At 42.0% G+C, this 13,655-nt stretch carries 14 protein-coding genes; 11 read left to right on the top strand and 3 right to left on the bottom strand.

Translation table 11 applies throughout. The annotated features are described in order from the left end of the window. The first annotated feature begins 102 nt into the window (after positions 1 to 102). From WKT08_RS08305 to WKT08_RS08285, 5 genes are all read left to right on the top strand, one after another. Positions 103 to 714: a YesL family protein gene (locus WKT08_RS08305; RefSeq protein WP_021154271.1), complete on the top strand. Its 612-nt coding sequence runs from the start codon at positions 103 to 105 to the stop codon at positions 712 to 714. A gap of 2 nt (positions 715 to 716) precedes the next feature. Beyond that, positions 717 to 2,363: a sensor histidine kinase gene (locus WKT08_RS08300; protein ID WP_340281346.1), complete on the top strand. Its 1,647-nt coding sequence runs from the start codon at positions 717 to 719 to the stop codon at positions 2,361 to 2,363. 10 nt (positions 2,364 to 2,373) lie between these two features. Further along, on the top strand, positions 2,374 to 3,678 hold the full coding sequence (locus WKT08_RS08295; RefSeq protein WP_201090018.1) for a response regulator transcription factor: 1,305 nt from the start codon (positions 2,374 to 2,376) through the stop codon (positions 3,676 to 3,678). A gap of 197 nt (positions 3,679 to 3,875) precedes the next feature. Next, positions 3,876 to 4,469, top strand: a complete 594-nt coding sequence (locus tag WKT08_RS08290; RefSeq protein WP_340281343.1) for a TetR/AcrR family transcriptional regulator — start codon at positions 3,876 to 3,878, stop codon at positions 4,467 to 4,469. Continuing rightward, positions 4,469 to 5,032 carry an NAD(P)H-dependent oxidoreductase gene (locus WKT08_RS08285; protein ID WP_014712763.1) on the top strand — a complete coding sequence of 188 codons (564 nt, stop codon included), beginning with the start codon at positions 4,469 to 4,471 and terminating at the stop codon, positions 5,030 to 5,032. The genes WKT08_RS08290 and WKT08_RS08285 overlap by 1 nt, the downstream gene beginning before the upstream one ends. An 84-nt stretch (positions 5,033 to 5,116) precedes the next feature. Here the strand turns inward: WKT08_RS08285 and WKT08_RS08280 are convergent, their stop codons facing one another. Both WKT08_RS08280 and WKT08_RS08275 read right to left on the bottom strand, forming a co-directional pair. Further along, positions 5,117 to 5,971, bottom strand: a complete 855-nt coding sequence (locus tag WKT08_RS08280; protein WP_155199245.1) for a putative RNA methyltransferase — start codon at positions 5,969 to 5,971, stop codon at positions 5,117 to 5,119. 107 nt (positions 5,972 to 6,078) lie between these two features. Continuing rightward, a complete protein-coding gene (locus tag WKT08_RS08275; RefSeq protein WP_150905134.1) occupies positions 6,079 to 6,396 on the bottom strand; it encodes a YciI family protein in 318 nt (105 codons plus the stop codon). A gap of 87 nt (positions 6,397 to 6,483) precedes the next feature. Between WKT08_RS08275 and WKT08_RS08270 the strand changes: the two genes are divergently transcribed. The 5 genes from WKT08_RS08270 (at position 6,484) to WKT08_RS08250 (ending at position 9,531) form a co-directional block, all read left to right on the top strand. Further along, positions 6,484 to 6,801 carry a winged helix-turn-helix transcriptional regulator gene (locus WKT08_RS08270; protein WP_150905136.1) on the top strand — a complete coding sequence of 106 codons (318 nt, stop codon included), beginning with the start codon at positions 6,484 to 6,486 and terminating at the stop codon, positions 6,799 to 6,801. Between the two features lie 124 nt (positions 6,802 to 6,925). Then, positions 6,926 to 7,792 (top strand): ABC transporter ATP-binding protein, encoded by an 867-nt coding sequence (locus tag WKT08_RS08265; protein ID WP_003009725.1) that lies wholly within the window; start codon positions 6,926 to 6,928, stop codon positions 7,790 to 7,792. Further along, complete coding sequence (locus tag WKT08_RS08260) at positions 7,792 to 8,634, top strand: ABC transporter permease (RefSeq protein ID WP_070589760.1); 843 nt, start codon at positions 7,792 to 7,794, stop codon at positions 8,632 to 8,634. Before WKT08_RS08265 ends, WKT08_RS08260 begins: the two co-directional genes overlap by 1 nt. An 18-nt stretch (positions 8,635 to 8,652) precedes the next feature. Continuing rightward, positions 8,653 to 9,108, top strand: coding sequence for a LytTR family DNA-binding domain-containing protein (locus WKT08_RS08255; RefSeq protein WP_070589762.1), 456 nt, complete (start codon positions 8,653 to 8,655; stop codon positions 9,106 to 9,108). A gap of 9 nt (positions 9,109 to 9,117) precedes the next feature. Next, positions 9,118 to 9,531 (top strand): DUF3021 domain-containing protein, encoded by a 414-nt coding sequence (locus WKT08_RS08250; RefSeq protein WP_070448823.1) that lies wholly within the window; start codon positions 9,118 to 9,120, stop codon positions 9,529 to 9,531. Positions 9,532 to 9,593: 62 nt separating this feature from the next. Here WKT08_RS08250 and tyrS read toward each other — a convergent pair whose 3' ends face one another. Then, entirely contained in the window at positions 9,594 to 10,850 is a 1,257-nt protein-coding gene (gene tyrS, locus WKT08_RS08245; RefSeq protein WP_003004779.1) for a tyrosine--tRNA ligase, read from the bottom strand. Between the two features lie 182 nt (positions 10,851 to 11,032). On the opposite strand from tyrS, the gene pbp1b reads away from it, so the two are divergent. Then, positions 11,033 to 13,489: a penicillin-binding protein PBP1B gene (gene pbp1b / locus WKT08_RS08240; RefSeq protein ID WP_182448482.1), complete on the top strand. Its 2,457-nt coding sequence runs from the start codon at positions 11,033 to 11,035 to the stop codon at positions 13,487 to 13,489. Positions 13,490 to 13,655: the final 166 nt, after the last annotated feature.

The following is a 13,655-nucleotide window of genomic DNA, read 5'->3' as shown; positions in this document are numbered from 1 at the left end:
TTGTAAATGAAAATCAATATTTCAATTTACCAATGCAAATAGGGGGAAAGCGTTTTATTTTTATGGTATAATAGAATCACTAATTGGAAAAGAGGCTGAATGATGGGAAAAATCATCGAGTTCATTTTTACGAGAGTCTATGTTGCCATGCTGGTAACAGGGATTTTTTGGGTCTTGACGATCTGTGGGGGTGTTCTGCTAGGAGTAGGACCCGCTAGTGCCACTATCATGAGCCTCTATGCGGAAAATGGCATGACCTACAAGGACTATCATTGGTCACGCGCTTGGGAACTCTTCAAAGAAAATCTACGCCCGGCTAATCAAGTCTTTTATACCTTCTTTGCCATTGAAGGGGTTCTTCTCTATGGCATGTACCTCATGATCCAGATTCCTCACTTGAATTTCTTCCAAATTTTGGTTCTTTTGTTTAATCTGGTTTTCCTCTTGGTTGCGCCTCTAGCTTACGCCGTTTATTTGAAATTGCAAGTTCATTTCGATCTCTCTTATGCCAATAGTATCAAGCTCAGTTTGATCGGAATGTTGCTGGACATTCGTCCGGTTCTGAAGTTCATCCTTGGAACTGCGCTACTTGGCGTCATTAGCTACTATATGCCAGCCCTTCTCTTTTTCGTCTTGATCGGTGTATGGCATTTCTTTGTCAATGATATCTTTGACCCTGTTTATCAAAACATCCACGAAAAATTGGTATCCTAACGATGAAAAAAATCTGGTTAAGTACGCTTTTAAAATTCTACGCCTATGTCATGGTGGTCATTTTGACCATTATGGGCCTGGTTATTGCGGGGATCTCTTGGAAAAACCAGCAAGCTGAAGCCGACCGGATCGCCCAACGGGTCTTAACCGAAGTGGCGACGGATCTCGAGACCTCTTATCAACGGGTCACACAAGAAGGGCGTAGCCTCGTTGAGAACCCTGCAAAATTAGAAGGAGTTTATCGCTATTTTACCTTGTCACCATCGGAGTATGAGACTTGGAGATTGAATGCCCAATTCCCTTCGTATATCCAATTGTCCCTACATAAGAATATTGACAGCCTCTATTTGAGCAATAAAAACATCGAGGGCATCGATGTCACCTTGTCTGATTACAAGACGGTATTTGTCTCTACCCGGCAATCACAGGGAGGCAAGCAAGTATCGGCGGACCATTACAAGGCTCCTGCGACAGCTATTCCAGTTACTTTGACAGATCCGACTACGGGTGCTGGAGTTGGGATCGCTTATATGACGCTGGACCAAGAAATATTGACAGCAGCGATTGATAATGCCAGAGGCGATCTTCCGATCGCTGTGCGGATCTTCACTCCCTTTGGGAAAGAGATGTACCATGAAGGGGATAAGGGGCAATCAAAAGATGTTAAATGGCAAACCCGTAGCACGATCTATGGCTACAAGGTGGATGTGGCTGTTTCTGAAAGTTATCTGGTCAAAAAGGGTCTAGCTAACCTGACCACTTTTCTCTCCATTGCTTTCCTGATTTTCTTGATCCTTTACTTGTTATTACGGCAGATTTTCAAAAATTACCGGCGTCAAGTCCTCGATTTGGTTGATACCATGAATCAGATCAGTCAAGGCGATAGTGAACGACGGATTGATACCTCGACCAAGGACCAAGAACTGCTGGTTATTGGTAATATGATCAATACCATGTTAGACAATATGGATAAGAATATTCGGGATATCTATCAGCTACAGCTCAGCCAAAAAGATGCCAATATGCGGGCCCTACAAGCCCAGATTAATCCCCACTTCATGTACAATACACTGGAATTTATCCGGATGTACGCCGTCATGCAAGAGCAGGATGAATTGGGTGATATTATCTATGAGTTTAGTAGTCTCTTGCGCAACAATATCTCAGATGAGCGAGTGACGACAGTTGAAAATGAGCTCGAATTTTGTCGCAAATACAGCTACCTCTGTATGGTGCGTTATCCAAAATCGATTGCCTATGGCTTTAAGATCGATCCAGGCTTGGAAAAGATGAAGATTCCAAAATTCACCATCCAGCCTTTGGTCGAGAACTATTTTGCGCATGGAGTGGATCACAAACGCAAGGACAATGTGATTAGTGTCAAAGTCTTGCAAGGAGAAGGGCAAGTCATGATCCTGATCAGTGATAATGGGCGCGGGATGGAAGAAGAACAGCTAGAAAAAATTCAAGAGATGCTAGCCAATCGCAATCCACGCTCAGAAATCGAAGAAAAGAGTGGGCGGCAGTCCATCGGAATTGTCAATGTTCATGAACGCATGCTACTCTATTTTGGAGATCGCTACCATATCCAAGTCTTCTCCCAACCTAACCATGGAGTGACCTATACGATAACCATTCAAGATGAATAAAGGAGACAGAATGTACAAAGTCTTATTAGTAGACGATGAGTATATGATTACAGAAGGGTTAAAAAAATTAATCCCCTTTGACCACTGGAATATGGAAGTGGTCGCAACTGCAGAAGATGCAGACCAGGCCCTTGATTATGTACGAGAGCATCCGGTGGATGTGGTGATCACGGATGTCAATATGCCTGGAAAGACCGGACTTCAGATGATTGCAGAGATGAAGGATTTGATACCAGATGCTGCTTTTATCATTATGTCAGGCTATCAGGATTTTGAATATGTCAAGACAGCCCTCAATTTGCGCGTGGCAGACTACCTGCTCAAACCGGTCAATAAGGTGGAGATGGGCAATATCCTAGAAAAAATCCAGCACCAAATCCAGCAACCAAGCCAAGAGTTGGCCAACCGCTTGATTCACGATGATATCTCTGAGGAAGAGTTTTGTCGGTATATCGCAGGACGAAACTCACTGTGGATTGGGGTTGCTAAGGAGAAAAAAGGCTTTATCAGCTCGTCTTACCAAGTTCTCGGGCAAAATCTTCAACTCTTTATCTCAGAGCAAGAAGAAGAAGCTATGATTGAGAAGGCCTTTGAGCCACCTTATAAGGAGCACTTCCATCAATTTAAGGACCTAGTGGAGCGGAGTCTCTTTTATGGAGCGACCCCTCTCAATCAAGATGAAGAGATCTTCCATTACTACGAACCGGCCTACCGGGTGATCATGCAAGGAAATATCCAACAGATCTTAGAAGAACTGGATTGGTTGGAAAAAATGATCCTTGAGAAGACACCTAAGGTTTCGCTGACCAAGCAACTCTTTATCCAATTTTTGATGGATGTCTTTCATTTATTTGAATACCTGCAAGGAGATGATTTGGCCGATGTGGTCAAGAAAGTCCAAGAAGCTGCTACCTTTAGCGAGATGATTAGCTTTATCCAGGAAGAGTTGTCCCGTTTCTTATCCCACTATCGGATGAACGAAAATGTAGCGAGCGTCCTCCAAGTGATTAGCCGTGATTACCAAAAAGAGCTGTCGCTCAAGGACATCAGTCAGGCTCTCTTTATCAATCCAGTCTATTTAGGCCAATTGATTAAACGAGAAACCAATGCAACGTTCGCAGAACTCCTCAACAAACAGCGGATTAAGGCTGCCCAGCAGCTCCTCTTATCGACCAATGACAGTATTGAAGATATCTGCTATAAAGTTGGTTACAGTAATGTAGGCTATTTCTACAAGGTTTTCCGTAAACTCTGTGGGAAATCGCCTAAAACCTATCGCTTACAAGTCATGACAGAGCAGGCAGAAGATGAGTAAAAGGCTGAGACGATTTGTCTCAGCCTTTTGATTGAAGACAACGTCTTCTTAGAAACTTTCCTTAGGTGAGTACATAACAGAAGGTCAGAGACTATGAAGCTAAGTTTTGAGTATTTTTTTATTTGACAAATATAAGTAGACAGTGTATACTTTATAAAAAGTAGACGACGTATACTTTGATAAGGGAAGGTGGTCAAATGAAACGGAATACGGAAGAACTGAAAGAAAAGTTAATTTCGGTTGGCATTGAAGAAATCAGAACTAACGGGATTGACCGGATGTCTATGCGTACAATAGCTCAAAAATGTGGGGTGACTCATGGAGCTCCCTATAAGCATTTTGGAAGTAAAGATAGATATATTCAAGTGGTTATGGAACACTTATCAATGTTCTTTTTGAAAAATATGATACAAGGGATTGATACTTCCATAGATGCAAGAACTCAACTAACTCTGATGGGCTGTAACTTTGTAAGGTTTGCCCAAGAGGAAACCTATCTATTTGAAGCATTATTTATCAAATTTCCATATAACTATATGGAGTTATCCCAGGAAACTATTTCAGTCAACTCCTCTTTACCAGGATTTGAACATTTTAAGTCGGTAGCGTTAAGACTTAAAGATGAGGAAAATCTTTCTAGTAGTGACGCAGAAATTTTGATCCATTTTTGGAGTTTTATTGCTGGTTTGGCTCTATTGGTAAGGAGTCCCGTTGGAGAAAGCTTTAAAGAAAATGATGTTCAAAAGACCGTCAGAACGATGCTTGATATTTATATAAAAGGAGATAGCTGATGAATGTTTTAATAATCTATTCACATCCGAATGAAACAAGTTATAATGCATCAATCCTTCAAACTGTGCAAAAGCATTTAGCACCAGAGCATAGGGTTAAAATAGTAGACTTATATAAAGAAAACTTTGATCCGGTTTTACGTTTTGATGAAAGGCATAAAAGGAGAGATTTACAGCATAATGAAGACATGAAACCGTATAGAGATTTATTGAGTTGGGCGGATCAGTTGATTTTTATTTTCCCTACTTGGTGGAGTGGAATGCCAGCTATTTTAAAAGGTTTTATTGATCGTGTTTTTGTTGCAGGTTTTGCTTATCAGAATGGACCTCGAGGTCCGGTGGGGCAACTAGATGGAAAAGCGTGGATCATTACGACGCATAATACGCCAAAAATTTTTCTTCCTTTTTCTCAAGACTACGCAAAGGTTCTAAAATCCCAAATCTTGAAACCCTGTGGTATTAAACCGGTTAAAGTGACACAAGTTACACGAGTGGAATATATGAGTGATCGTCAACGGAAAGAAGAACTCGAAAAAATCGCACAAATAGCAAAAAGAATTTAAAAAGTGCTTTACAAGTCATGACAGAGCATGCAGAAGATGAGTAAAAGGCTGAGACGATTTGTCTCAGCCTTTTTACTTTTCATTTTACGTTCTTTGTATCTTGATTTTCCCAACCAATATTTGGGCCTCAATGGTGATTTCTGTGAGTTGGGTCCAGTCGATTTTTTCTTGGTCTACGTGAAATAGAAGAGGGGTCATGGCGAGGAGCGCCTGGCGTTCTTCAGGAGTTAAACTCTTGGTGAGGCTGACCGTTTCGGATGAGAGGATCTGGCAGTGGTCTTCAAAATGCTCCAAAATTTCCTGGTTGGAGTAAGATTGCTTGGTCAATTGATCTTGGGCCAACTGACGAATTTCTTTTAGATGAGAAGAGGTTGGGACGACCTTAATGATCACCCCTTCTGTCTTTAAGACACGTTCAAATTCAGCGTAATTAGCCGGGGAGAAGATGTCCAAAATGACCTCCATACTCTTAGATTGAATGGGTAAATGAGCCAAATCTCCTACAAACCAATTGACCTTCCAGCTAGCATCACTCTTGGCAGCTAGTTGTACGGATTCCTTTGAAAGATCAAAGGCATAGAAAGTAGCCTTGGGATAGGCTTCTTGTAGCTTTCGGGAGTAATAACCTTCTCCGCAACCGATATCTAGAATTCTGGCATCACTGGTCGGAATTTTTTGTCCGATCGCTGTTAGAATCGGCTCATAAAACCCTGCTTCTAAGATCAGCTGGCGATTCTGAAAATTTTCTTTGTCATAGTCCTTTGATTGCTTGATCTGGGGAGCCAGGTTGACATAGCCAAATTTCGCCAAATCAAAAGAATGGCCCTTGGGACATTTAAAACTGGTCCCCACAAGTTCTAGGTCCAATTGACAGATGGGACAGGCAAAGGCAGTGGCTGTTTGAAATCGTTGTAATTTTGGTTTGATCGGTGTATTCATATTAGTAGTGTAACAAAAGAGCCTCTAGATAGCAACCGATGCTGTAATGGGACTAAGTCACACTTTTTTAACGGTTCTACGCGGTATTGAATGGACCTTGAGTCTCTTTATTTAATTTCCTCATTTTCGTCCAATGGATCGCTGAGGAGGGTTTTCAATTCTAGACAATACTTACTTGCTTCAAATTCAATGATCTCATATTGAGCAATCTCATTTTGATAGAATGGATCGTGTGCAATGATTTCTTGGACAGCATCTTTATTTTTTGCTCTCATGAGAATGATACCGCCAGTTCTTGGATTTTTTCTTCCAGATGCGATAAAAAGACCTTTTGTATAATACTGATTTAAAAAATCTATGTGTTTTTCTAAGTGTTTTTCAACTTCATCAAGGGGCTTGATATAGGTAAGGTTTACAATAAACATAAGTGACTCCTTTAAAATAAATGATAAATAGATTATAATACTTTACAAACTACCTGAATAGTAGGCACATTTTTGTAAGGAGAAAAAATGTTAACAAATAAAAATTGGAACTGTAGTATGTCTCGAGTCTTAGATGTGGTTGGTGGGAAATGGAGGATGAATATATTATGGGTTATAAACAAGCATAAGAGAGTTCGTTTCAATCAATTGAGAAGAGAAGTTGAAGGGATAACAACTATCAGTTTGACACGTGGCTTAGACGTTTTAATAGAGAACCAATTGGTTGAGAAATATGATTTTGAAACGATGCCACTCCATACAGAATATGAGCTGACAGAAAAAGGCAAATCACTGATGCCGATTTTAAAGGACTTGAATCAATGGGGAAAAGAATGGTTGCAATGAATTTTTCCCTCATTTTAATTTCTTCTATCTCGCCACTCATCTCTTCATTTTAACCACTTATCCCCAAAAGCCGTTTTTTAAACGGCTTTTTTGCTAGACTGGTTCTATCAAAAGGAGAGAGAACATGATATTACAAGCTAAAAACATCAGTAAACGATATGGAAATCATTTAGCCGTAAACAATATTCATTTACAGTTTGAAAAGGGAACCTTTAATGCGATTCTAGGACCAAATGGGGCGGGAAAATCAACAACGATTTCCATGTTGATTGGTTTGAAACAACCAACGCAAGGTGAAATCATCTATGAACCAGGTACTAAAATTGGTGTGGTCTTCCAGACTAGTGTCTTAGATGAGATGCTAACGGTTAGGGAAAATCTGACCATTCGTGCGAAACAGTATAAAGGCTTAAAACCCGATCGTGTGTCTGATCTCATTGGTCGGCTAGGCCTATCAGCTTTCCAAAAGCAGAAATACGGAACGCTTTCAGGTGGCCAAAAGCGTCGGGTTGACATTGCGCGTGCTCTACTACACAGTCCAGACCTTTTGTTCTTAGATGAACCAACGACAGGTTTGGATATCCAAACTCGGAAGTCTATTTGGGATTTGCTCTATCAATTGCAGAGGGAAGAGGGAATGACTGTTGTTTTGACCACGCATTATCTTGACGAGGCAGATGAAGCTGATCAGATTTATATTGTGGACCATGGGAAAGTGATTGCTCAGGGATCAGCACTAGATATTAAGAGTCAGTATGCAAAAAACATCTTGAAGATTCGTTTCAAGGAGATGCAGCAGATAGAAAGTCTTAAAAATTCAGGAATGTCAGTAGAACAACAGGGATCATTAGAATATGTTTTTCAACCCAAGAGTGAAAGGGAAGCCATTGATTACCTGGCGCAAGTTAGAGATAATCTAGCCCATTTTGAGTTTCGTCCAGGGACCATGGATGATGCCTTTATTGCACTTACAGGAAGGGAGGTTCGCTAATGCTAGCCTTACTAAAGCGAAATTTTTTATTGTACTTCAGAAATCGTTCAGGAGTTTTCTTCTCCCTGTTGGGAGCCTTGATTTCCTTTGTTCTCTATATTATTTTTCTTCAAAAAAATCTAACAGATGCTTGGGCTCAGCTCCCCAATAGAGGTCCTGTGTTAAATAATTGGTTAATGAGTGGGACGCTGGCTGTGACAGGGATTACGACAAGTCTGGCTGCCCTGACTCAGTCGGTAAAGGACCGTGAACATCAAGTAGATCAGGATCTTTATTTATCGGATCAAGGGAAGTGGCGGTTACCATCTTCATATTTAGCAAGTGCAATCATCATCTCTTTTTTCATGCAAGTCCTTATGTATGTGCTGATGTGTGGCTATTTTAGAGAAGTTCCAGCACTGTCTTTATTACCTGAAGTGCTCCTCATCATGCTGCTTAGTAGCCTGCTTTCTAGTTTAGTGAATGCCATTTTTGTTTATTTTTTCCATTCCGTAGACAGTCTTGGGAAGTTTTCGACCATAGTGGGTACAGCTTCTGGTTTTTTGGTAGGGACTTATGTACCTTTAGGTGTTCTACCTGATTTTGCACAACTACTAATGAAATGTACTCCAGCAACTTATATTGCTGCACTTTATCGACAAGTACTCATGAAAGAAGCAGTGAGCGAAGCCTTTAAGGGGCGAGATGATCTTCTTCGAGAATTTCAAGAAAAAATGGGCGTTCAGCTCAAATGGCAAGCCTTATTGACAAAGGAACAAACATACCTTATAGTGTTAGGTGGTATTCTTCTAGCTTTGGGGATTTGGGTTTCCTTAGCAAAAAGATCGAATAAAAGAAAGTAAGTGAGAATTGGAGTAGGAATGAAGATTCGTTTTGAGGAAAAACAGGATATCCCAGAAAACAACCCCCGTGTAGTCATTCAAGCTAAGCAATTATCCGATCAAGCACGAGAGGTGATGGACTATCTCGAACAGTTTTCGACAGTGAATCAAGTAGTGATTCCTATCAAAACAGATGATCATTTGATCATGGTGAAAATTGATGACATTATTTTAGCCGAGATTGATAAGAATCAGCTAACCATTTATACGACAGACAAAACGTTTACCGTAAGAGATACTTTGACAAATTTTCAACATCGGATTAATCGTCGTAATTTTTTACAGATATCCCGCCACGCGGTGATGAATATCGACCATTTGGAATCGCTATCGGATAGTTTTTCAGGCAATATGATGGCTAAACTGACACGTGGAGTAAAATCAAGTGTCAGTCGGAAATATGTCAAATCCTTGATGGATTATTTAGGGGTATAGGAGAAAGTGATGAAACGAGTTATAGCTTATTTTGTATCTGGTATGAGGACAGGATCCTTCTTTTATTTGTGTTTGGTGTTATTATCCCATGTCTATCCCAACATCGTCTATCCCGCTGTAAATGTCCGCAACATCCTAGCGATCTTTTTGATGAGTGGGACAATGGGGGTCTTGACGTTCATTCTTGAGGAAGAAGAGTTTTTGACCTATAGTTTGCGTGTAGCCTTGCATTTAGTTGTGACAGCTACCATCTTAGCATTGACCTACTTATTTTTTGGCTGGGGGGCAGCCTTACGGAGTCCTATTCCTTGGTTGATCTTTCTAGCCATTTACGGTCTGATCTGGCTTTACCAGATTTGGCAACTCCATAAAAAAACTCAACGAATCAACCAAGCTTTGTTGCATCGCAGAAAAGGGAAATAGTCCCAGAAAAAAGTGTATAAGAAAACCACGAAGTTCATACCAAACTTCGTGGTTTTACTTTCTTAATAAGTCAAAACAAAGTATTTTTTCTTACCGCGACGGATAACGGTCAATTCATTTTCTAATTTATCGCTATCGCTCAAGACATAGTCAAGGTCTTGGATGCGTTCGCCGTTGACGTAGATAGCTCCATTTTGAACATCTTCGCGGGCTTGGCGTTTAGAATTGACCACACCAGCTGTGACCAAGAGTTCAACAATGTTGAGGTTATCTTCTGCTTGGACCTGGTAGTTTGGCACACCACGAAGGCCTTGTTTGAGTTCTTTGACAGAAAGGTTTTTGATGTTTCCTGCAAAGAGTTGTTCTGTGATGTTGAGGGCTTCCTTGTAGGCTTCTTCGCCGTGGACAAGGGTAACCACTTCACGCGCCAAGATCTTTTGAGCCAAGCGTTCATGAGGAGCGGCCTCAAACTGTTTGCGGATCTCTTCAATCTCATCAAGTGACAAGAAAGTGAAGATCTTCAAGAAGCGCACAGCATCCGCATCCATCACATTCATCCAGAATTGGTACATTTCGTATGGAGATGTTTTGTCTGCATTGAGCCAGACCGCATTGCCTTCTGATTTACCGAATTTCTTACCAGTTGCATCTGTGATCAAAGGCACGGTCATAACATGACCAGTTTTATCTGCTTTACGACGCATCAACTCAGTACCAGCTGTCATGTTTCCCCATTGGTCAGATCCACCGATTTGAAGGGTTACATTGTGTTCTTGGTTGAGGACGTAGAAGTCATAGCCTTGCATGATTTGGTAGGCAAACTCTGTGTAAGAAATCCCTGTTTCAATCCGTTTTTTAACAGATTCTTTACTCATCATAGCATTGACTGTAAAGTATTTTCCGACATCACGAAGGAAGTCAATAAAGCTAATGCTTCCAAACCAATCGTAGTTGTTGACCATTTCGGCTTTATTGTCACCATTTTCAAAATCGAGGAAACGAGACAATTGCCCTTGAATGGAGCGAACCCATTCTTGTACAGTTTCTTTTGTTTGGAGACTACGTTCAGCATCTTTGAAGGACGGATCTCCAATGAGACCAGTCGCACCGCCAACGAGCGCATAAGGTTTGTGGCCGGCTAGTTGAAGACGACGGCTCGTCAAGATGGCAACCAAGTGACCAAGGTGAAGGCTGTCAGCAGTTGGATCATAACCAGTATAATAAGAAACCTGACCTTCTTCCAGTGCTTTGCGCAAGGCTTCTTCATCCGTCGTTTGAAATACCAAACCACGCTCTTTTAGCTCATCAAAAATGTGCATGTGTCTTTTCTCCTTTATAAGTTTATTCATTTCTCTATTCTACCATAAACCACGGAAATGGCAATGGTTTCCATCATTTTCTTGACCTTACTCAAGAAGATTGAGTGACGATTTCTACGCTCTTGTGATTGAAAACAAAGGGCCTAATCTGCTATAATATAGGGAACAAGGAGAAAGAATCAGTGAATCAATTAAAAGAGAAGCTGCAAGAATTTTGGACGAAGATTCAAAAATTCTTTGCAAATATGTATACAGAAACTCCGAATAAGGAAAAAAATGAGGAAAGTAGCTGGTCTGTCGGTGATATTTTTGCGACCTTTTTACGAACCCTCAAACTCTTGTGGGATGTCATGATCGCCCTGTTCGTGTGCCTCTTTTTATTTGGCGCAGGGATCGGGATTGGTTATGCGGCGAGCCTCTTTAGTAACGTCAAGGTTCCAAAGACAGAAGAATTGGTCCAGCAGGTCCGAAACGTCAGCAGTGTTTCAAAACTGACTTATTCCGATAAGAGCTTGATTGCAGAAGTGGACAGTGATTTGATCCGTACGCCAGTAGCAGGAGACGCCATTTCGGATAATGTCAAGAAGGCTGTGATCGCTACTGAGGATGAGAATTTTGAAAGCCACAAGGGGGTTGTACCTAAAGCCGTTCTTCGGGCAACACTTGGATCTGTAGCCGGCGTGGGTTCCTCAAGTGGGGGATCAACCCTGACCCAGCAGTTGATCAAACAGCAAGTCGTGGGAGACGCTCCAACCTTTACTCGTAAGGCGACAGAGATTGTCGATGCCTTGGCTTTAGAGCGGGGAATGGATAAAAATGAAATCCTAACCACCTACTTAAATGTTTCGCCTTTTGGACGAAACAATCGGGGACAAAATATTGCGGGTGTGGAAGCTGCAGCTCAAGGAATCTTTGGCGTCTCTGCCAAAGACTTGACCGTTCCACAAGCGGCCTTTATCGCTGGCTTGCCACAAAGTCCGATTGTCTACTCTCCTTATGCTGCAGACGGTAGCCTAAAGAGCAAGGAAAACCTCGAGTTAGGTTTGGCGCGTGCCAAAGACGTTTTGTTCAATATGTACCGGACGGGAGCCTTGTCGAAAAAAGACTACGAGACCTATGCTCAGTACGACTTGACCAAAGACTTCATGGCTCCAGATGGCATCGAGAAAACACCGCATGACTACCTCTACTTCCAAGCCATGGAAGAAGCAAAAGAGGCCATGTATGATTACTTGATCAAGCGAGACAATGTCACCAAGCAAGACTTGAAAAATAATGAAACCGTCAAGGCTTACCAAGAATTAGCTGAGAGCGAGTTGCGCGAAGGTGGCTACACCATTCAAACCACGATTAACAAACCGGTTCACAATGCGATGCAGGCCGCGGTAGCGAATTTTGGAAGCGTCTTGGATGATGGGACGGGTCTTGTAGAAGTTGGGAATGTCCTTATGGACAACCGAACGGGTGCCGTTTTAGGATTTATCGGTGGACGGAATTTTGACGGCAACCAAAACAACCATGCCTTTGATACAGAGCGTTCCCCAGGGTCTACTATCAAGCCGCTGTTGGCCTATGGGATTGCCATCGACCAAGGCTTGATGGGAAGCAATAGCATCCTTTCTAACTATCCGACTAATTTCTCAAGTGGTGAGCCGATCATGCACGTGGATAGCCGAGGAACAGCGATGATGGATCTCCGTGAGGCCCTCAATACCTCATGGAATATTCCAGCTTACTGGACTTACCGGACCCTTCGTGAAAAGGGTGTGGATGTCCCATCCTACATGAAGAAAATGGGCTATGATATCCCTGAATATGGCATTGAAAGCCTGCCAATGGGGGGAGGAATTGAGGTCACTGTTGCCCAACATACCAATGGTTTCCAAACCATTGCTAACAATGGGAACTACCTCAAACGCTACATGGTAGAGCAAATCATTGATCGAGATGGAGATGTAGTTTACAAGCACGAGGCAGATCCTGTTCGTGTTTACTCTCCAGCAACGGCAACGATTATGCAGGATCTCTTGCGCGGGGTTATTACGTCTGGTGCAACAACGACCTTTAAGTCACGGATTAGCCAAGTCAACCCAACGCTGGCAGGTGCAGACTGGATTGGAAAAACCGGTACCACTAACTCAAATGGAGATATGTGGCTCATGTTGTCCACCCCTAATGTTTCTTTAGGAGGTTGGATTGGCCATGACAACAATGCTTCCATGCAGACCTTGACTGGATACAACAACAATGCCCAATACATGGCGCAGTTGGCGAATGCGATCTACCAAGCAGATCCAAGTCTCTTCGGAATTCAGGATAAATTCACTCTCGATAAGAGTGTGATCCGTTCTGAAGTGCTCAAATCGACGGGTGAAAGACCGGGTCGCGTCAATGTCAATGGCCGGGATATCGATGTGAGCGGTCAAACGGTGACGAGTCTTTGGGCCAAAAACGGAGCGCCAACTACTCAATACCGCTTTGCCATCGGGGGATCGGATAGCGATTATCAAAGTGCTTGGGCGGCCATTCTCGGTAATAGCAGTGGAAATCAGTCGAATAATAAGAACAATTCGACAACCAATAGTTCATCAAGCAATAGTTCAAATCGAAACAGCTCAAATCGTGGCAATCGACGCTAGTCTGATCCAGTAGAAAACCTAGAGAAAGCCTTGATTTTTGGAGCAAAAAACGGTATAATAGTGATAACTAATTTGTCGTGTGCTTTATTTGAAATATTGTCCAAATAAGAGCTTACAGCAGTTAAATCTTACTTGAATAAGTCGATTTAGCTGCTCTTTTTGTGCC

This window comes from Streptococcus sp. HCA-5024 (genome assembly GCF_037890265.1).
Taxonomy (GTDB): Bacteria; Bacillota; Bacilli; order Lactobacillales; family Streptococcaceae; genus Streptococcus; species Streptococcus lingualis.
Note: the sequence above shows the minus strand (reverse complement) of the source record. Positions and strands in the feature narration are given on the sequence as shown.

Excerpts from the sequence above, each read along its gene's own strand:
- WKT08_RS08305 (WP_021154271.1), top strand. The coding sequence starts at position 103 with ATGGGAAAAATCATCGAGTTCATTTTTACGAGAGTCTATGTTGCCATG.
- WKT08_RS08300 (WP_340281346.1), top strand. The coding sequence starts at position 717 with ATGAAAAAAATCTGGTTAAGTACGCTTTTAAAATTCTACGCCTATGTC.
- WKT08_RS08285 (WP_014712763.1), top strand. The coding sequence starts at position 4,469 with ATGAATGTTTTAATAATCTATTCACATCCGAATGAAACAAGTTATAAT.
- WKT08_RS08275 (WP_150905134.1), bottom strand. The coding sequence starts at position 6,396 with ATGTTTATTGTAAACCTTACCTATATCAAGCCCCTTGATGAAGTTGAA.
- WKT08_RS08255 (WP_070589762.1), top strand. The coding sequence starts at position 8,653 with ATGAAGATTCGTTTTGAGGAAAAACAGGATATCCCAGAAAACAACCCC.
- WKT08_RS08290 (WP_340281343.1), top strand. The coding sequence starts at position 3,876 with ATGAAACGGAATACGGAAGAACTGAAAGAAAAGTTAATTTCGGTTGGC.
- WKT08_RS08260 (WP_070589760.1), top strand. The coding sequence starts at position 7,792 with ATGCTAGCCTTACTAAAGCGAAATTTTTTATTGTACTTCAGAAATCGT.
- WKT08_RS08280 (WP_155199245.1), bottom strand. The coding sequence starts at position 5,971 with ATGAATACACCGATCAAACCAAAATTACAACGATTTCAAACAGCCACT.
- tyrS (WP_003004779.1), bottom strand. The coding sequence starts at position 10,850 with ATGCACATTTTTGATGAGCTAAAAGAGCGTGGTTTGGTATTTCAAACG.
- WKT08_RS08265 (WP_003009725.1), top strand. The coding sequence starts at position 6,926 with ATGATATTACAAGCTAAAAACATCAGTAAACGATATGGAAATCATTTA.
- WKT08_RS08250 (WP_070448823.1), top strand. The coding sequence starts at position 9,118 with ATGAAACGAGTTATAGCTTATTTTGTATCTGGTATGAGGACAGGATCC.
- WKT08_RS08295 (WP_201090018.1), top strand. The coding sequence starts at position 2,374 with ATGTACAAAGTCTTATTAGTAGACGATGAGTATATGATTACAGAAGGG.
- WKT08_RS08270 (WP_150905136.1), top strand. The coding sequence starts at position 6,484 with ATGTTAACAAATAAAAATTGGAACTGTAGTATGTCTCGAGTCTTAGAT.